The sequence below is a fragment of the Nocardioides sp. NPDC057577 genome, assembly GCF_042801335.1.
Classification (GTDB): Bacteria; Actinomycetota; Actinomycetes; order Propionibacteriales; family Nocardioidaceae; genus Nocardioides.
In genome coordinates, this window is sequence record NZ_JBHVGB010000125.1 from 1 (window position 1) to 17813 (window position 17813).

Here is a 17813-nt window from a genome sequence, read left to right on the forward strand (position 1 = left end):
CCGCTGGCCCGGATCCCTCGTCGGGGTCCGGGCCATCGGGGTGACGCCGGCTGAGCGTCGTTGGTCAGCCGGGGTCGGTCAGCCGCGCGCCTGGCGGTCGTACGCCGCGTAGCTCCGCTGCGTCGCGATGTGGCCGGCGACGTGCTTGGCGTCGTGCCACACGCCCCAGATGAAGCTCGAGCCACGGCGGGAGAGCCAGGGGAGTCCGACGAAGTAGACGCCGGGCTCGGTGGAGACGCCGCGGCGGTGGGCCGGGCGGCCGTTCTCGTCGAGCGCGTCGACCTGGAGCCAGCCGTAGTCGGTGGCGAAGCCGGTCGCCCAGATGATCGTGGTGATCCCGGCCTCGGCGAGGTCGACGGAGAGCAGGGGCGTGGTCGCAGCCGAAGGGGCGGGGCCGAGCTCACGGGCCGAGGGCTCCTCGGGCAGGTCGATGCCGTTGCGGGTGACGTACTCGTCGGCGGCGTCGAGAAGAGCGAGGTAGTTGGCGTCGCCCTGGGCGATGTTCTCGGCCAGGTCCTCGCGGAAGGTGAGCGTGCCGGCGTCGAACCGGTCGGTCATCCCGACGAGCTGGATCCCAAGCGCCTCGAGGGCACGGAAGTCGACGGTGTGGCCACCGCGAGCGCCGCTGACGGCGATCGTGACGTGCTCCGCACCGGCGGCTGGGGTCTCCAGGTCCCAGAGGCCCAGGACGCCGAGCCACCAGCAGAAGTCGCGGCCGCGGTAGCTGCGCGGGGGACGGTCGTGCGCACCGACCGAGAGGTGGACCTGGCGACCCGAGCGCTGCAGTTCGTCGGCGATCTGGACGCCGGAGGAGCCGGCGCCGACGACGAGGACGTTGCCCTCGGGAAGCTGGTCCGGGTTGCGGTAGTCGCTCGAGTGCATCTGCACCGGCACGGCGCCGTCGGGGACGATCGGCGGGTAGACCGGCTTCTGGAACGGGCCGGTGGCGGCCACGACGTAGCGCGCGTCGATGACCCCGTCGGAGGTCTCGACCCGGAAGCCCGGGCGGCCCTCGTTGCGGGTCACGGAGGTCACCTCGACACCGGTCCGGATGGGGGCGGCGATCTTCTCCGCGTACGCCTCGAAGTAGCCGGCGACCTGGTCCTTCGTCGCGAACGCGTCCGCGTCGACGTCCTGGAACTCCAGGCCGGGGAATCGGTCGTGCCAGGCCGGGCCGTTCGCCACGAGCGAGTCCCAGCGCATGGTGCGCCAGCGCTCGGCGATCCGGTCACGCTCCAGCACCAGGTGGGGTACGCCGTTGTCGCTCAGGTGCTCGCTCATCGCCACTCCGGCCTGACCGGCGCCGACGACGAGGACCTCGATCTGTTCGTTGGACATACTCAGATCCTGAGCCGCCACGCTGCTCGTGTCCAACAGATGTTGTTGGCCTTACCGATCGGATCAGCCGATGCAATCACCGCCGCCGCCATTGCATCTGTTTCATTGACGGTAGTCCGTGGAAACATCTGTTGGACACATGCTCGCCGACGAGGTGAACTGGTCGTCGTGGAGACCAACAAACCCAGCAGCATCGTCGTCGGCGGACACACCCGGATCCGCCCGTTCAACACCAGCGTCACCTACCCCGAGCAGAACCTCGACAACGACCTGTGCCAGGCCGTCGTCGCCGGCAACACCGTCTACGTGCGCGGCCAGATCGGGCAGGACCTGGACACCAGCGAGTCGGTCGGCATCGGCGACGTCGAGGCACAGACCGAGCAGGCGATGGCCAACATCAAGATGCTGCTCGAGGAGTCCGGTGCCGAGATGGAGCACCTGGTCAAGCTCACCATCTACATCGTCGACCCGCGCTACCGCGAGACCGTCTACCGGACGATCGGCCGCTGGACGAAGGGCGTGCACCCGATCTCCACCGGTCTGGTGATCTCCGCCCTGGCCCGCCCGGAGTGGCTGGTCGAGGTCGACGCGATCGCGGTCATCCCCGAGGTGACGAAGTGACCTTCTCCGTCCTCGCCACCGACGGCAACGGCGCCGTCGGCATCGCCGTGACCTCCTCCAGCCCGGCCGTCGCCGCGCGCTGCGTCCACCTGCGCCCCGGCGTCGGCGGCGCCTCCTCGCAGAACATCACCGACCCGCGCCTGGGCACCGAGCTGCTCGACGCGCTCGCCTCGGGCCTCGACGCCCGGGCCGCGCTGGCATCGGTCACCCAGGGCCGCGAGCACATCGAGCACCGCCAGCTGACCGTGCTCTCTCTCGACGGACAGGGTGCGGCGTACAGCGGGTCCGGGTCGCTCGGCACCCACCACCACGCCGTCGCGCCCCAGGTCGTCGCCGCCGGCAACCTGCTGGCCGGCACCGAGGTCGTCGACGCCGTCGTCGCCGGCTTCCAGGCCGCCACCGGAGACCTCGAGGAGCGGCTGCTCGCCGCGCTCGAGGCCGGGCTGGCCGCCGGCGGCGAGGCCGGGCCGCTGCACTCGGCCGGCCTGTCCGTCGTACGCGATGTCGCGTGGCGGGTCACCGACCTCCGCGTCGACTGGAGCGAGCGCCCGGTCGAGGAGCTCCGCGACCTGCTGAAGGTCTGGCTCCCGCAGCGCGACGACTACGTCACCCGAGGCCTCGACCCCACCACCGCACCGTCCTACGGCGTGCCCGGGGACGAGTGATGACCACCTCGAAGCAGTACGCAGCAACAACCGTCCGCGGCGACGCCGAGCGCCTGATCCGGCTCTCCGAGCAGCTGCACGCGAACCCCGAGACCGGCTGGGAGGAGCACAACTCCTCCCGCTGGGTCGCGGAGTCCCTCGAGGAGGCCGGGTTCACCGTGACCCCGGCCTACCTCGGCCTGGAGACCGCGTTCCGGGCGACCTTCGGCAACGGCCCGTTCCGGCTCGGTCTCTGCGCCGAGTACGACGCGCTCCCCGGCCTCGGTCATGCCTGCGGCCACAACCTGATCTCCGCGATCACCGTCGGCGCCGCCCGTGCGCTCGCGCCCTTGGCCGACGCCGCCGGCCTGACCATCGAGGTCTATGGCACCCCCGCCGAGGAGGGCGGCGGTGGCAAGATCGAGCTGCTCGAGCGCGGCGCCTTCGCCGGGCTGGACCTCGCGATGATGGCACACCCGGCGCCGGTCGACGTCGCCGAGGCGGAGCCGTTCGCGGTCTCGCACTCGCACGTCGAGTACCAGGGGAAGGCCGCCCATGCGGCCGCCTATCCCGAGCAGGGTGTCAACGCCGCCGACGCCTTCACCATCGCCCAGGTCGCGATCGGCCTGCTCCGACAGCAGCTGCCTCCGACCGTGCGCGTGCACGGCGTGATGACCAACGGGGGAGAGGCGCCCAACGCCATCCCCGCGCGGACCGAGGGCCGCTGGTACGTCCGCGCCGAGAGCCTGGCCCAGCTCGCCGAGACCGAAGAGAAGGTCTGGCGCTGCTTCGAGGCCGGCGCGCTCGCCACCGGCGCGGCGCTCACCGTCGAGCCGGAGAGCAAGCCGTACGCCGAGTTCCGCACCTTCACGCCCGCGCTGGCGGCGTACCGGCGCAATGCCGAGGAGATCGGCCGGGTCTTCGACCCGGGAACCCCCGCTCGCCGGATGAACCGGGCCTCCACCGACATGGGCAACGTCTCCCAGGTCGTGAACGCGATCCACCCCTACGTCGGCATCAACTCCGGCACCGCCCTCAACCACCAGCCCGAGTTCGCAGCGCACTGCGTGGGCGGGGATGCCGAGAAGGCGCTCCTCGACGCCGCGACCGCGCTGGCCTGGACCGCGCTCGACGTCGCCGAGGAGGCGAACGCACGATGACCACCGTCGACGCTCCGCCGACCCGCACCGAGCACGACTCGCTCGGCCCGTTCGACGTCCCGGTGACCGCCTACTGGGGCGTGCACACCGCCCGCGCACTGCGGAACTTCCCGATCAGCGGCACCATGGTCGGCTCGCACCGTTCGCTGGTCGCGGCCCTCGGCGCGGTCAAGCTCGCCGCCGCGCGTGCCAACCACGAGCTCGGCCTCCTCGACGACCGTCGCCACGACGCCATCGCCGCCGCCGCGCAGGAGGTCTGCGACGGGGCCCTCGACGACCAGTTCGTCGTCGACGTGATCCAGGGTGGCGCCGGCACCTCGACCAACATGAACGCCAACGAGGTCGTCGCCAACCGGGCGCTCGAGATCCTCGGCCTGCCGTTCGGCAGCTACGACGAGATCCACCCGCTGGACCACGTGAACCGCTGCCAGTCCACCAACGACGTCTACCCGACCGCCGTACGCCTCGCCCTGGTCGGCGCGATCGACCGCCTGGTCGAGGCCACCGAGGCCCTCGCCGACTCCTTCGCCCGCAAGGCGGCCGAGTTCCGCGCGGTCCCCAAGATCGGCCGCACGCAGCTCCAGGACGCCGTCCCGATGACGGTCGGCCAGGAGCTCGGTGCCTTCGCCATCACACTGCGCGAGGAGCTGGCCCGGCTGGCCGACTCGCGAGTGCTGCTGTGCGAGATCAACCTGGGTGCCACCGCGATCGGGACCGGGATCACCGCCCACCCCGACTACCGCCGGCTGGCCGTCCAGCACCTCGCCGAGATCAGCGGGCTGCCGGTGATCGGCGCCGGAGACCTCGTCGAGGCGACCAGCGACACCGGTGCGTTCGTGCAGGTCTCCAGCGTGCTGAAGCGGATCGTGGTCAAGGCCTCCAAGATCTGCAACGACCTCCGGCTCCTCAGCTCGGGTCCGCAGGCAGGGCTCGCCGAGCTCCAGCTCCCCGCCCGCCAGGCCGGGTCCAGCATCATGCCCGGCAAGGTCAACCCGGTCATCCCGGAGATGGTCAACCAGGTCGCCTTCTGGGTGATCGGCAACGACCTCACCGTCACGATGGCGGCCGAGGGTGGCCAGCTCCAGCTCAACGCGTTCGAGCCGGTGATGGCCCACGGCCTGCTCCAGGGCTTCACCTGGACCGCCGCGGCCTTCGACTCGCTGCGGGAGATGTGCGTCGAGGGGATCACCGTCGACGCCGCCAAGCTCGCCGCCGCTGCCGCCGGCAACGCCGGCCTCGCCACCGCTCTGACCCCGCTGCTCGGGTACGCCAAGTCCGCGGAGATCGCCAAGGCAGCGCTGAGCGGTGCCGGCGCGGTGCGAGATCTCGCCCTCGCCACCGGCGGTCTCGACCCCATCGTCCTCGACGCGCTGCTGCGCCCCGAGACGCTCGCGAACCTCGACGCCTCCGGTGTCGACGGGGCGAACGGGGCGCACGGGGCGAACGGCGAGAACGGCGCGAAACGAGAGTGACTTCGGGCAGGATGGCTCGCATGGCCGAGCCGTCCTTCACCCTGACGCAGCTGCGCTACTTCGCCGCAGCCGCGGAGCTGGGCTCCATGACCGCCGCGTCACGGCAGCTCGTGGTCTCGCAGTCGGCCGTCTCGACGGCCGTCGCGCAGCTGGAGAAGGAGCTGGGTGTCCAGCTCCTCCTCCGCCACCACGCGCGCGGCCTGACCCTGACGGCGGCCGGTGAGGAGTTCTACCGCGAGCTGCGCAGCTACCTCGTGCACACCAGCGAGCTGGTCGAGGTGGCGCGCTCCGCCGGCCAGGCGCTCGTCGGCGACCTCACGATCGGCTGCTTCACCACCCTGGGCCCGTTCGAGCTGCCGCGGCTGCTGGCCGCCTGCGAGCAGGACCACCCCGGCATCCACGTCTCCGTGGTCGAGGACGAGCACGCCGCGCTCAAGAACGCGCTGCGCTCGGGCAGCTGCGAGCTGGCGCTCATGTACGGCTATGACCTCGACGACGACATCGACCACGTCCAGGTGGGTCTCGCGGCGCCGTACGTCCTCATCGGTAAGAACCACCGGCTGGCGCGCCGCAAGAAGGTCGCCCTCGCCGAGCTCGAGGAGGAGCCGATGGTGCTCCTCGACCTGCCGCACAGCGGCCAGTACTTCGAGCGGCTCGTCGAGTCCGCCGGCTTCCGCCCCCGGATCCGCCACCGCACGGCCGGGTTCGAGACCGTCCGCGCGATGGTCGCCAACGGCCAGGGGTGGTCGGTCCTCAACCAGCGCCCGGCCGGCGACACGACGTACGACGGCGCGCAGATCGTGACCCTGGAGATCAGCGACCCGGTCGAGCCCCTCGAGGTCGTGCTGGCCTCGATGAAAGGCGTACGCCTCACCGCCCGCGCCCAGGCCTTCGTCCGCTCCTCGGGCCGGGCAGCACGACGGCGGGAAGGCCGCTGACGCGACCTCCCCGCCGTGGGAGTGCTGGGTGTCTCAGGCGTGCGAGGCGAGAGCCAGCTCGCTCGGGGCGAGCTTGCGGCCGCGCGCGAGCAGGTAGTAGATCGGCGCGGTGGCGACCAGGCCGATGATCCAGCTCAGGTCGGCCCCGTTGAGCTTGTCGGCGACCGGGCCGGTGTAGAGCGGCGTCGCCATGAACGGGATCTGGACGACGATGCCGATCACGTAGGCGAGGATCGCCTGGCCGTTGAAGCGGCCGTAGATGCCGCCGTCGGCCGCGAAGATCGAGTCGAGGTCGTAGTTGCCGCGGTGGATCAGGTAGAAGTCGATCAGGTTGATCGCGGTCCACGGGACCAGCACGACGAGCAGCGCGAGCACGATGTCGACGAAGTGCGAGATGAAGTTGCCGGAGACGCCGATGGCGAAGTACGTCGAGGCGGCCATCACCACCAGCGACAGCACCACGCGGCTGCGGGCGGTCGGGATCCACTGGGCGAGGAACGTCTGCACGCAGGTGATGAGCGAGAGCACGGTGCCGTACAGGTTGAGCGCGTTGTGGCTGATCACCGAGAGCAGGAACAGGATGAGCAGCGGCGTACCGAACGCACCGGTGGTGTCGCGGACCCCGGTCATGACCTCGATGCCCGGCTTCATCGCCAGCGCGACGATCGCACCGAAGGTGAACGGCAGGATCGAGCCGAGGGTGCAGCCGAGGTAGGTGGCGGTGAAGGTCGCCTTCACCCCGACGCTCGCCGGCAGGTAGCGCGAGTAGTCCGAGACGTACGGCGCGAACGCGATCTGCCACAAGGCACCCAGCGACACCGTCGCGAGGAACCCGGCGGTGCTGTAGCCGCCCTGCGTCCAGAAGCCCGCGGGCACGCCGGAGACGAAGATCGCGACGGTGCCGAGCACGATGCCGATGCCGAGGACCCAGGTGGCCACCTTGTTGAGCGAGTGGATCACCTTGTAGCCGATCACCGCGATCAGGCCCGAGCCGAGCGCCCCCAGGACGATGCCCGCCTCGACCGGGATCGGGTCGGCGATGCCGTGGAGCGACTGGCCCGCGAGGACGATGTTGGAGGCGAAGAAGGCCAGGTACATCACGGCCGCGATCACCACGACGATCAGTGCCCCGTACGAGCCGAACTGGCCGCGGCTCTGGATCATCTGCGGGATGCCCATCTGCGGGCCCTGGGCCGAGTGCAGCGCCATGAAGACGCCGCCCACGAGGTGGCCGACCACGATGGCGACGACGCACCAGAACAGATCGAGCCCGAAGACGGTGACACCGGCGGCACCGGTGACGACGGGCAGGGGAGCGATGTTCGTCCCGAACCACAGGGTGAAGAGGTCACGCACCTTGCCATGGCGGTCCTCGGGTGGGACGTAGCCGATGGTGTGCTTCTCGACGACTGGCTGGTCTGGCATGTTTCATTCTCCAAAGGGTGTGAGGCGCAGCACCTATGGTCGTGACCGCCATGTTCGTCTGGCAAACGAATCCTTTTGGAGTAATGCATCGGCAGAACCGATGACCGGGGTCCAGGGGCGTGTCCTTCAGGTGCTCAATCGTCGGCGCCGACGGTGAACTTGGCAACGTCTGACCTCTCACCCTTCGCGATCGCGACGATGCGGGGGAGATAGGGCAGCAGGAAGGCGAGGACGGCGACGGCGAGGATCCCGGCAGAGAGCGGCCGGGTCACGAAGGTGCTCCAGTCGCCGTCCGAGGCGATGAGGGCACGACGGATCTGGTTCTCCAGGTTGGGGCCGAGGATGGCGCCGAGGATGACCGGGGCGATCGGGAAGTCGTAGAGCCGCAGGAACAGGCCGATGATGCCGATCCCGAAGGCGATGAGGATGTCGGTGGGGTTGCCGGAGACCGAGTAGACGCCGAGGGTGGCGAAGACGAGGATGCCGGCGTACAGGACGGGTCGGGGGACCTGGAGGACCTTCACCCACAGCCGGATGAGCGGCAGGTTCAGCATCAGCAGCATGACGTTCCCGATGTAGAGCGACGCGATCAGCGCCCAGACCAGGTCGGACTGCTCCTCGAACAGCTGGGGGCCTGGCTGGAGGTTGAAGATCTGGAAGGCCGCAATGAGGACTGCCGCCGTGGCGGAGGTGGGCAGGCCGAGGGTCAGCAGGGGCACCAGGACGCCGGAGAACGAGGCGTTGTTGGCGGCTTCGGGTCCGGCGACGCCTTCGATCGCGCCCTTGCCGAACTCGTTCTTCCCCTTGGAGCGCTTCTTCTCGTAGGAGTAGGAGAGGAAGGTCGGCAACTCGGCGCCGCCGGCAGGCAGCACGCCGAACGGGAAGCCGAAGCCGGCGCCGCGCAACCATGGCCCCCATGACCGCTTCCAGTCCTCACGGCTGAGCCAGAGGAAGTCGCCCTTGCGAGGTGGGTCGAGGGGTGCGAGTACGCCGGGACGGGTGCGGCCGCGGACCATGACGTGAAGCGTCTCGCCGATCGCGAAGAGACCGATGATCAGCATGATCTCGTCGATGCCGTCGAAGAGCAGCGGCTGGTCGAACGTCAGGCGGGCCTGGCCCGAGAGCGGGTCGAGGCCGATCAACCCGATGGTGATGCCCAGCAGCAGGGCGAGCAGTCCGCGGACCATCGACCGGCCGACCAGTGCGGTTACCGAGACCAGGGACAGGATCATCAGCGCCGCGTAGTCGGTTGCCTTGAACGTGGTCGCGAGGTCGCCGAGCGGGCGGGCGACGAACGTCAGCAGCAGAGTGGAGATCGTCCCGGCGATGAACGAGCCGATGGCGGCCGTGGCGAGCGCCGAGCGGGCGCGGCCCCGCTTGGCCATCTGGTGACCCTCCATGGCGGTGGCCACCGAAGCGGACTCTCCTGGGGTGTTGAGGAGGATTGAGGTCGTCGATCCTCCGTACATCGCTCCGTAGTAGATGCCGGCGAACAGGATGAACGCGCCGGCGGGGTCGCTGAACTGATACGTGACCGGCAGCAGGAGAGCGATGGTGACCGCGGGGCCGATGCCGGGCAAGACTCCGACGAGGGTCCCGAGGATCACGCCCAGGGCGGCGAACAGCAGGTTCTCGGGCGAGAACACGGTGCCGAACCCGCCGAGCAGGTCGTTGAGGACATTCACAGCGGGAGCACCCCTGGCGGTAGGTAGATGCCGAGCGAGCGGCTGAACAGGAAGTAGACGGCAACGGCGATCCCGACCGCCACGACGAGGTCACGGACGTGCTCGCGGGATCCGAGCACGGCTGCGGCGACGACGAAGAACACGGCGGTGGAGACGATGTAGCCGACGGGATCGAGCGCGTAGGCGTACCCGATGAGAAGCACGATCAGGAACAGCACCCGTGGGATGTGGTCGAATCTCTCGACCGAGTCGGGCACGGTCCTACGCACCAGGTTCATGGCCATGCCGGCGACGTACGCCGCGGCGAGCGCGACCCAGAGTGCCCCGACGACGACGGGCATGAACCGTGGTCCGGACGGGTCGAGCTCGCCGTTGACGCTCCAGCCCTGTTCGAGCACCAGGGCGCCGGTCGCGAGAGTGGCCAGGCCGAAGACCAGACCCGCCCAGGTGGATCCCGCTGGGACATGCTCGTGGATCTCGTCCTCCGTGGAGCGGGGATCGGCGGCGGTCTCCGGCGCGTTCACAGGCCGAGGTCCTCGAGGATCTTGGCCGTCGCGGCCTGCTGCTCGTCGATGAACTTCTCGGATTCCTCGCGGGAGCGGTAGTCATCGGTCCAGCCGTTCTTCTCCAGAACGTCCGACCAGGCTCCGGAGCCGTGGACCTCGCCGACGAACTCTTCGACTGCGTCGAGCTCGGCGGCGGAGACCTCCGGCGGGGCGAAGATCGCGCGCCAGTTGACGAAGTCGACGTCGTAACCGGCGTCGGTCAGTGTGGGAGCGGGCTCGCCGGCGACCTCGACGTCGTCATCGGCGGTGACCGCGAGGGCTCTCATCTTGCCGCTCTCGACCTGTCCCTCGAACTCGGTGACTCCCGAGACTCCGACCTCGACGTCACCGGAGAGGATCCCCGCCGTGGCCTCGCCACCGCCGGCGTAGCCGACGTACTTCATGTCGGCGGGGTCCTGTCCCGCCGCATCGAGGAGCAGGCCGATCGCGATGTGGTCCGAGCCTCCGGCAGAGCCGCCACCGAACACCACCGATGCCGGGTCCTCGGTGTAGGCGTCGACCACGTCCTGGATGGTTCGGTACGGCGAATCGGCGGGGACCACGAAGACCTCGGACTCGGAGGTCAAGGTGGCGATCACGTTCGCATCGGTGATCTCCAGGGGGGATTCGGTCTGCTCGAGGGCCCCGATCATGACGAGCCCGCCGATCATCAGCTGGTACGGGTCACCCTGGGACCGGGACGTGAGCTGCGCGAGACCGGTCGCGCCCCCGCCGCCCTCCTTGTTGATGACCTCGACGCTCTTGGCGGAGAGGTCCTCGTCCTGGATGGTGCGTTGGATCGCACGGGCGGTCTGGTCCCACCCGCCGCCGGGTGCCGCGGGGACGAGGATCTCGACGGGCTTGCTCGGGTAGCCGGCGGCGTCGTCCTTCTGTGCCGCCGGGCTGCAGGCGGCGAGACCGGCCGTCACGGTCGTCGCGGCGGTCGCAGCGAGGACCGCCCGTCGGATCTGGGTCCTGGATCGAATGTTCATTGCTCTCTCCTGTGGTCGTGCGGCCCGAGACTGTGGCGGCCGTCACGCTAACACGAAACCATCTGATGGTCTACAGAAACCATCTGGTGGCATTTTCGAGAGATCTTGGCTATGTTGCTCCCATCACAACCGTTCGATCTGGAGGTGTCCCATGGCTGGCGACTCATCGGTACGCAGCGTCGCGAGGACGCTTGACCTGCTGGACCAGTTCGACCACCGGCACCCATTCCTCTCGCTGCGCGAGATCGTCGACCAGAGCGGCCTGCCCAAGACGACTGTCGTCCGACTCCTGGCGAATCTGGAGGCACGCGCGCTCGTCTCGGTGCGCAGCGACGGCCGATACACGCTCGGCGCCGGGATGCTCCGCTGGGTGCGGATGTCCGCCGCCCTGTGGGAGGTCAACGATCAGACCCGGGCATGCATGCGCCGAGTGGTGGATGCATTCGGCGAGACCGTGAACGTCTACGTGCGTCAGGACAACGTGCGCATGTCCATCGCGCAGGAGGAGGGCACCAACACGGTCCGCAACGTCATCGAGGTCGGCAGCCCCATGCCGTTGTGGGCAGGTAGCTCGGCGAAGGTCCTGCTCACCGCTGCCCCCGACCTGATCGACGAGCTGGTCGAGGTGAACCCAGACCTCGACGTCGCCGCGCTGCGCGCCGGGGTCGAGGCGGCCAGTGAGGCCGGGTACGCGGTCAGCGAGGGCGAGCGTGAACGGGGAGCGACGGCCGTCAGCGCGCCGATCCTGAGTACCGACGGCCGCCTCGTCGCCGCGCTGACGATCAGCGGTCCCAGCCCGCGCCTCAACGGCGCGCGACTCGAAGACGCGATCCGTGTCGTCACCGACGCGGCCAAGGAGATCTCAGGCTTCGGCCTGGGCAGTGTGGAGGAGCTGCTGTGACCGGCTCGTTGCTCGAAGGCGTCCGCGTCCTCGACCTGACCAATGTGCTTGCCGGACCCTACGCCGGATATCAGTTGGCGTTGTTCGGCGCCGAGGTGTTGAAGGTCGAGACACCCCACGGCGGAGACCTTGCGCGCCGCCTCGGGGCCGACCCCGGCCTGATCGACGAGGACCTGGGGGTCTCGTTCCTCGCCCAGAACGCCAACAAGCGGTCCATCACCCTCGACCTCAAGGACGAGGCTGACCGCGACGTCTTCTCCGAGCTCGTGGCGACCTACGACGTGGTCCTGGAGAACTTCCGTCCCGGCGTCATGGACCGTCTCGGCTTCGGCTGGAGCGAGCTGAAGAAGCTCAATCCCTCGGTCATCTACTGTGCCGTCTCCGGATTCGGCCAGACCGGTCCCATGCGGGACCGGCCGGCCTACGACCAGATCATCCAAGGCCTTTCGGGCCTGATGAGCGTTACCGGGACACCCGAGACGGCGCCCATCCGTGTCGGCGCCCCCATCTGCGACAGCATCGGTGGCCTGGTCGCCGCGTTCGCCATCGCGTCGGCCGTCGTGCGCCGCGAGCGCACCGGAAGCGGAGCGATGCTCGACGTGTCGATGCTCGAGGCCGCGATCACGACCATGGGATGGGTCGTCTCCGACCAGCTCATCGCGGGACAGGAGCCGGTTGCGATGGCGAACGAAAACCGGACCTCGGCGCCGTCCGGAACCTTCGAGACCGCGGCCGGCAAGCTCAACATCGCGGCGAACAAGCAGGAACAGTACGAAGCGCTCTGCACATGCCTGGATCGGCCCGACCTGCTCGAGGACGAGCGATTCCGCACCCGCGATCTGCGCAAGGCGAACCGTGAGTCGCTCAAGGTCGAGCTCGAGCGCACCCTGCGTACCAGGACTGCGGCCGAATGGGATGCCGCGCTGCTCGGCACCGGCGTTCCCACGGCCCCGGTCGTGAGCGTTCGCGAAGCGCTGGACTCACCTCAGATCCAGGCGCGTGGTCTCGTCACGACCTTGCCGTCGCCCTCCCATCGTGGAGGTCAGGTCCGTCTCCTCGGCAGCCCGGTCCACGTCGACGGCGCACCGGTCGTACCGAGCACTGCGCCCCCGCTCCTCGGGGCCGACAACGATGCTGTGCTCAGCGAGCTGGCCGAGCGACGTACGAGACCGAGTGTCGGCTCGACGGACGACACCGGCACGACCCCTGGCATCGCGTCATGATCACGCCCTCGCAATGGTGGTCGACCTCGATCAGCGACATCGAGCCCGGCGTCATCCGGTTTCGCGGATACGCGGTCGAGGACCTCATCCCCGATACCCGATTCCCGGCGATGATCTGGCTGATGGTCCGTGGCGAGCTACCGACCGCGGGGCAGGCGCACCTTCTCGAACGCGCACTTGTCGCCAGCGTCGACCACGGCCCACAGGCACCCTCCATCGCGGTCGCCCGGATGGCCGCAACGTGCGGCGTCGGCATGAACAACGCCGTCGCGTCCGCGGTCAACGTCCTCGGCGACGTTCACGGCGGTGCCGGACAACAGCTCATGGAGCTGATGGAACCGTTGGCAGCCCTCGACCCGAACCGATTGCCGGATGCGGTCGCAGAGCTGGTGGCCGAGCATCGCTCCAGGGGTGCCTACATACCCGGCTTCGGCCACCGGTTCCACCCGCGCGACCCACGTCGCGACCCACTCCTGGCCGCAGTGCAGGCGGCCCTCGACGAGGGCGATGTCGACGGCCGCTACCTGCGTGTCGGGCTCGAGCTCGAGCAGCAGCTGGCTGCCGGTCGTGAGCGCCCTGTGCCGATGAACATCGACGGATGCACCGCGATCATCTACGCCGAGCTCGGATTCCCGCCCGAGCTCGGACGGGGCCTGTTCGTCCTGTCCCGGTCCGTCGGAGCTCTCGCTCACGCGTGGGAGGAGAGCGGATCCGGCCTACGCAACAAGGGGCCGATCCCGCGGCCTCTCCTTCCTACCTATATCGGCCATCCACCCCGTCCGCTCTCTCCCGACCTCGATCCCCAGGAGCCCCGATGAGCACCGCTGTCCAGCCCACCGCCGCGTTCGACCGGTGTGATCCGGCTGACCTGTCACGCCTGGCCACCCATGGCGCCGCTCTGGTGGCCGACGCCATGGACCGCTTCGGAGCCCTCGACTCGGCGATCAGCCAGCAATGGGCCGATGCCCGCCTTGTCGGCAACGCCTTCCCGGTCTGGACCCGCGCTGGTGACAACCTCGCTATCCACGACGCACTCGAGGTCATCGCTCCAGGAGACGTCCTCGTCGTCAACGGGGCCTCCGACGCCCAACGTGCCCTGATCGGCGAGATGATCGGGATCAAGGCCAAGGCCCGCGGTCTCGCCGGCTTCGTGCTCGACGGCGCAGCCCGCGACATCGATGACCTCGCGGCTCTGCAGATGCCTGTCTTCGCCCGCGCGGCCTCGCCCGCAGGGCCGTACAAGTTCGGCCCCTACCGGATGCTCGAGCCGGTGGCCGTGGGTGGCGTGTGCGTGCATCCAGGAGACGCGGTCCTCGCGGATCGGGACGGAGTGGTGGTCGTGCCGCGACTCAAGCTCGAGGCTGTGCTCGAGAAGGCCGCGGAGATCGAGGCGCTCGAGGCGGGCAAGCGCATCACCAACGCCCGGCCGATCCGATGACCGCCCGTGACCGGTCCCTCACCTGGATCCCGTGCCCCGTCGACCAGACCGCAGTCGACCTCTTGGCGCGTACGGGCGAGGTTGCTCTCGGCTATGGCGAGGACGCGAGATCATGGGCCGAGGTGGCGCCGCGCGTGACCGGGGTGCTTCTGCGCACCGCAGGGTTCTCCGCCACAGACGTCGCTGAGGCACCGCACCTCCGCGTCATCGCGCGCCATGGAGTGGGCTACGACTCGGTCGACATCGAGGCCGCGTCTCGTCGGGGCATCCCGGTGACCATCACCGCCGACGCCAACTCCAGGTCGGTGGCCGAACATGCCTTCGCGCTTCTGCTCAGCGTCGCCCGAAAGGTCCCACAGGCCGACTCCGCGGTTCGCTCGGGGAACTGGTCGACGGCCCGCGCCGACCTGACGGGCCAGGAGCTCGACGGTCGGAGGCTCGGGCTGCTCGGGTTCGGACGGATCGCCCGTCGGGTTGCGCAGATCGCGAGCGCGTTCGACATGGAGGTTCTGGCCGCGGACCCACAGGTCAGCCAGAGCGAAGCACTCCGTGCCGGAGTGACGATCATGAGTCCCGAGGAGCTCTTCGCGAGCAGCGAGGTGCTGTCCCTCCACGCGCCGCTCCTGCCCTCGACCCGTCAGGTCGTCGACGCGCGGACGCTGGCTGTGATGCCACAAGGCGCGATCCTCATCAACACTGCCCGCGGCGGGCTCGTCGATCCTGACGCGCTGCTGGCTGCCTTGGACAGTGGGCACCTTGCCGGCGCCGGCCTCGATGTTCTCCCCGAGGAACCTCCGTTCCCGGGCGATACGCTCGTTGCTCACGACAGGGTCGTCGTCACTCCTCACATCGGTGGACAGACCGACCAGGCGATGCGTCGCGTCGCCATCGAGGCCGCCACCGCCATCCTCGACGCCTACGCTGACAAACCCTTGCGCGACGTGGTCAACGGCGGTGCGCTGGTCTCGGCCTGAGCCGCCCGCAGCGCGGGTCCTCGGCACCCTTGCCTGTGGCTAGATTGTCTGTGTGAGGATCACGGTCGTACGCGGCGACATCACTGAGCAGCAGGTCGACGCGGTCGTGAACGCCGCCAACTCCTCGCTGCTGGGTGGGGGAGGGGTGGACGGGGCGATCCATCGGCGCGGCGGCCCGGCGATCCTCGAGGAGTGCCGGCGGCTGCGGGCGGGGCATCTGCGTGGTGGCCTGCCGACCGGGCAGGCGGTCGCGACGACCGCCGGCGACCTGCCCGCGCGGTGGGTCGTCCACACGGTCGGCCCGGTTTACACCGACGGCCAGGACAACGTCGGCCTCCTGGCCTCGTGCTTCCGGGAGTCGCTCCGGGTCGCCGACGAGCTCGGGGCGCGCACGGTGGCGTTCCCGGCGATCTCGACCGGCGTCTACCGCTACCCCCTCGACGAGGCCGCGTACGTCTCCCTGTGGACCCTCGCCCGCACCTCGACCTCTGTCGAGGAGGTGCGCCTGGTGCTCTTCGACCAGCAGGCGTACGACACTTTCGACCGCGCCCGCCAGGCCCTCGATCCCTCGGACGCCCAGGTCGAGGGTGAGCTGCGGACCGTTCCGGAGGAGAGGTGGCTCGAGGTCTTCGATGCTGCTGATGCGCTGACTTCCGAGGACCGGGACTTCGCCTGGGGTGGCGGCGAGAAGACCGCAGGTGGCGCGATCCAGATGCCCTATCCGGTCTACAGCGACCGGGTCCGTCAGCTCTACCGCTCGCTCCCGGGCGCCACCGTCGACTGGATGAAGTGGATGCGCGGCAACCCGCTCCTCGCCGACTCCACCCGTCTCTCGGCCGCGCCGGTCGCAGACGCCGCCCGCCTCGCGACCGTCTACGTCCGCGGCGAGCGGTTCAACGACGGCGTCTTCGGCCGTGCGCTTCAGGACGGCTCCCTCGATGCGATCCTCGCCCGGCTGCGTACGTGGCTCGAGAGCGAGCGCTGAGAGCACATGACCCTTGTTTCGGGAGTGAGAGGAATTGCTGTGAACAGTCGGACTGTCGTCGCGGTCCTGGCGATGGCGCTGACGGCGTCATCGTGTGCCGCCAACCGGGGGACCCAGCTGGCCGACGAGCTGAACGAGCGGCTCCAGGATGTCGACGGCATCGAGCGCGTCGACGTCGGGGGAAACAATGTACTGCCGTTCGCGGGTGACGCCAGCGGAACCATCGTCCTGGAGGACGGGATCAGCGTGGCGCGGGCCGGTGAGATCGCTGCGATCCTTGCGCCGTACGTGTCCGGGAAGAGTCCCGACTACGAGCTGAATCTCCGGATCGACCGCGTCGATCTGCAGGTGAGCCCTTCCGAGGAGAGCAACGCGAGCGGGTTGCGGCTGCTCGACGAGGTCCGGCAGCGCACAGACCTGCACGGCGCGCTGATCGCCTATGGATCCGGGCCACAGGCATGTCTCGTCGAGGCCGAGGCGAGCGCCGATCCGGTGACGGTCTATGGCGGGCTCGTCACGCTCCGGAGCAGGACGTCCGGCTGTGAGAGCGTCGGTGTGCTGGTGAGGCACGGAGGCGACCAGAGCGTCACCGACGCTGCCGACTCCTGGGAGCATCTCGACGCGCTGCCCGCTGCGGTCTCGATGACGGAGGCGCTCGCCGGCCTGCGTGAGATCCGAGATCGGTTCGAGGTCGCAAGCTATGCGATCGGTCCCGGCGAGCTGGTGCTGGAGATGAGTCGCGGCGAGGATGTGGTCGCGGCCGACGAGCTCGCAAGCGGGACCCCGGGCCAGCAGGTCAGCATCAGCGGCGGCAAGGTCAGCGCCTGGAACAGCGACGTCCCCGCCGCTCAGCTCGTCCTCGATCTCGCAGAGCTGCCTTCGGTCGGGTCGGTCCGGAGCGATGACCTCGGCCTCCAGATCGGCGGTGTCGACGTGGAGGACGTCGTCGCCGCGTACGCGGTGGTGGCCCCACGGCCGGAGGCCGCCGCTCTCGGCCGGATCTCGATCTCCGGCACCGCCGGCGGGGAGAGATACCGGGTCGCCGGGACTCCCGACCTGGTCGCTGAGAGAGTTGCGGCGGCGCCGCGTCTGGCCGCGTACGCGCCGTTCACGGTCACGGATGACGACTTCTCGGTGACCGTTGCCATCGACCAGGTGCCCGACATGGTTGCCGTGGTCAAGCCACTCGCCGATCCTGGGAGGCTGGTTACCGTCCGCGACGGCCACAGGCGAGTGGTCACCTTCCGCGGCGCTGGGGACGAGATCGAGGTGTCCGAGGCCGAACGGCGCAAGGACGACAAGGTCTTGCTCGATGCGATCTGGAAGGCTTGGCGGGGGTGATCCTGCGGGTGGCTGTTCTTCTTGGCTGGGGTGGGCCGCCGACCCTTCCTGGAGGGTGTTCTCGATCTGGTCCGGCGTCAAGGACGGGCCTTCGGCCCGCCGGCTGCGCCGGCCGCTGCGCGGTCCTGGAC

17 protein-coding genes and 1 pseudogene are annotated in these 17813 nt (G+C 69.4%); 13 read left to right on the top strand and 5 right to left on the bottom strand.

Annotated features, from left to right (window positions below):
* Positions 1-78: 78 nt before the first annotated feature.
* Positions 79-1338: a flavin-containing monooxygenase gene (locus ACFU7D_RS20995; RefSeq protein ID WP_378870729.1), complete on the bottom strand. Its 1260-nt coding sequence runs from the start codon at positions 1336-1338 to the stop codon at positions 79-81.
* Positions 1339-1506: 168 nt separating this feature from the next.
* On the opposite strand from ACFU7D_RS20995, the gene ACFU7D_RS21000 reads away from it, so the two are divergent.
* From ACFU7D_RS21000 to ACFU7D_RS21020, 5 genes are read left to right on the top strand one after another with little or no spacing between them, the layout of a single operon-like run.
* Positions 1507-1959 (top strand): RidA family protein, encoded by a 453-nt coding sequence (locus ACFU7D_RS21000; RefSeq protein WP_176883886.1) that lies wholly within the window; start codon positions 1507-1509, stop codon positions 1957-1959.
* Complete coding sequence (locus ACFU7D_RS21005; protein ID WP_378870732.1) at positions 1956-2624, top strand: DUF1028 domain-containing protein; 669 nt, start codon at positions 1956-1958, stop codon at positions 2622-2624. Before ACFU7D_RS21000 ends, ACFU7D_RS21005 begins: the two co-directional genes overlap by 4 nt.
* On the top strand, positions 2624-3763 hold the full coding sequence (locus ACFU7D_RS21010) for a M20 family metallopeptidase (RefSeq protein WP_378870735.1): 1140 nt from the start codon (positions 2624-2626) through the stop codon (positions 3761-3763). Before ACFU7D_RS21005 ends, ACFU7D_RS21010 begins: the two co-directional genes overlap by 1 nt.
* Entirely contained in the window at positions 3760-5235 is a 1476-nt protein-coding gene (locus ACFU7D_RS21015; protein ID WP_378870737.1) for an aspartate ammonia-lyase, read from the top strand. The genes ACFU7D_RS21010 and ACFU7D_RS21015 overlap by 4 nt, the downstream gene beginning before the upstream one ends.
* Before the next feature lie 20 nt (positions 5236-5255).
* Positions 5256-6173, top strand: coding sequence for a LysR family transcriptional regulator (locus ACFU7D_RS21020; RefSeq protein WP_378870739.1), 918 nt, complete (start codon positions 5256-5258; stop codon positions 6171-6173).
* Positions 6174-6206: 33 nt separating this feature from the next.
* On the opposite strand, the gene ACFU7D_RS21025 is transcribed toward ACFU7D_RS21020, so the two are convergent.
* The 4 genes from ACFU7D_RS21025 to ACFU7D_RS21040 form a co-directional block, all read right to left on the bottom strand.
* Positions 6207-7598: a purine-cytosine permease family protein gene (locus ACFU7D_RS21025; RefSeq protein ID WP_378870741.1), complete on the bottom strand. Its 1392-nt coding sequence runs from the start codon at positions 7596-7598 to the stop codon at positions 6207-6209.
* 134 nt (positions 7599-7732) lie between these two features.
* Positions 7733-9283, bottom strand: a complete 1551-nt coding sequence (locus ACFU7D_RS21030) for a tripartite tricarboxylate transporter permease (protein ID WP_378870744.1) — start codon at positions 9281-9283, stop codon at positions 7733-7735.
* Positions 9280-9807 carry a tripartite tricarboxylate transporter TctB family protein gene (locus ACFU7D_RS21035; protein WP_378870747.1) on the bottom strand — a complete coding sequence of 176 codons (528 nt, stop codon included), beginning with the start codon at positions 9805-9807 and terminating at the stop codon, positions 9280-9282. Before ACFU7D_RS21035 ends, ACFU7D_RS21030 begins: the two co-directional genes overlap by 4 nt.
* Positions 9804-10820, bottom strand: a complete 1017-nt coding sequence (locus ACFU7D_RS21040) for a Bug family tripartite tricarboxylate transporter substrate binding protein (protein WP_378870749.1) — start codon at positions 10818-10820, stop codon at positions 9804-9806. Before ACFU7D_RS21040 ends, ACFU7D_RS21035 begins: the two co-directional genes overlap by 4 nt.
* A 151-nt stretch (positions 10821-10971) precedes the next feature.
* Here ACFU7D_RS21040 and ACFU7D_RS21045 point away from each other — a divergent pair, with 151 nt between their 5' ends.
* From ACFU7D_RS21045 to ACFU7D_RS21080, 8 genes and pseudogenes are all read left to right on the top strand, one after another.
* On the top strand, positions 10972-11721 hold the full coding sequence (locus ACFU7D_RS21045; RefSeq protein ID WP_378870751.1) for an IclR family transcriptional regulator: 750 nt from the start codon (positions 10972-10974) through the stop codon (positions 11719-11721).
* On the top strand, positions 11718-12944 hold the full coding sequence (locus ACFU7D_RS21050; protein ID WP_378870754.1) for a CaiB/BaiF CoA transferase family protein: 1227 nt from the start codon (positions 11718-11720) through the stop codon (positions 12942-12944). Before ACFU7D_RS21045 ends, ACFU7D_RS21050 begins: the two co-directional genes overlap by 4 nt.
* The gene (locus ACFU7D_RS21055; protein ID WP_378870756.1) at positions 12941-13762 is read left to right on the top strand and encodes a citryl-CoA lyase; all 822 of its coding nucleotides are present in this window, start codon (positions 12941-12943) and stop codon (positions 13760-13762) included. Before ACFU7D_RS21050 ends, ACFU7D_RS21055 begins: the two co-directional genes overlap by 4 nt.
* Positions 13759-14382, top strand: coding sequence for an RraA family protein (locus ACFU7D_RS21060; protein ID WP_378870759.1), 624 nt, complete (start codon positions 13759-13761; stop codon positions 14380-14382). Before ACFU7D_RS21055 ends, ACFU7D_RS21060 begins: the two co-directional genes overlap by 4 nt.
* Positions 14379-15356 carry a hydroxyacid dehydrogenase gene (locus ACFU7D_RS21065; protein ID WP_378870761.1) on the top strand — a complete coding sequence of 326 codons (978 nt, stop codon included), beginning with the start codon at positions 14379-14381 and terminating at the stop codon, positions 15354-15356. Before ACFU7D_RS21060 ends, ACFU7D_RS21065 begins: the two co-directional genes overlap by 4 nt.
* Positions 15357-15408: 52 nt before the next feature.
* A pseudogene (locus tag ACFU7D_RS21070) lies at positions 15409-15906 on the top strand (O-acetyl-ADP-ribose deacetylase); the annotation flags it as partial.
* A gap of 42 nt (positions 15907-15948) precedes the next feature.
* Positions 15949-16341, top strand: a complete 393-nt coding sequence (locus tag ACFU7D_RS21075) for a DUF6508 domain-containing protein (protein WP_378870765.1) — start codon at positions 15949-15951, stop codon at positions 16339-16341.
* A 39-nt stretch (positions 16342-16380) separates the two neighbouring features.
* Positions 16381-17682, top strand: coding sequence for a hypothetical protein (locus tag ACFU7D_RS21080; protein WP_378870763.1), 1302 nt, complete (start codon positions 16381-16383; stop codon positions 17680-17682).
* Positions 17683-17813 lie beyond the last annotated feature (131 nt).